Genomic DNA, 378 nt, shown 5'->3' on the forward strand with positions numbered 1-378 from the left:
GCTGTGCCATCCTGACTGAAGCTCATTCCTGCAATATCATGAAGTGTGATCGGCTGATCATCAAAGATCAGTTTGAAACCGCGGCCAGCCCCATTATCTCGGTTAAGATAATCAACCAATGTCACGCTGTCATCAGCGCCATAGGCTTTTATAATAAGATCATTGCCTGAACGAATAAAACTCGTTGTGGTACTGTTCGCACCTTCAAATACGACCTCATTCCGAAACGCACTATAATAATCATCCTCATAAGCCCAATCTTGAATGATGTCCTGCCCATGTCCTGATTGGAATACATAGCGATCTTTCTCCCAATCACCGCCATACAGAAGGTCATTGCCTGTTCCACCCGTAAGAATGTCGTAACCGCTACTACCA

At 45.0% G+C, this 378-nt stretch carries 1 protein-coding gene; it reads right to left on the reverse strand.

The window, feature by feature from the left end; genetic code table 11:
• A partial coding sequence (locus D7V32_RS17430) for a hypothetical protein (protein ID WP_213072562.1) occupies positions 1–378 on the reverse strand: 378 nt, incomplete at both ends.

Origin of the sequence: Acinetobacter tianfuensis (assembly GCF_003611465.1) — a bacterium.
Taxonomy (GTDB): Bacteria; Pseudomonadota; Gammaproteobacteria; order Pseudomonadales; family Moraxellaceae; genus Acinetobacter; species Acinetobacter tianfuensis.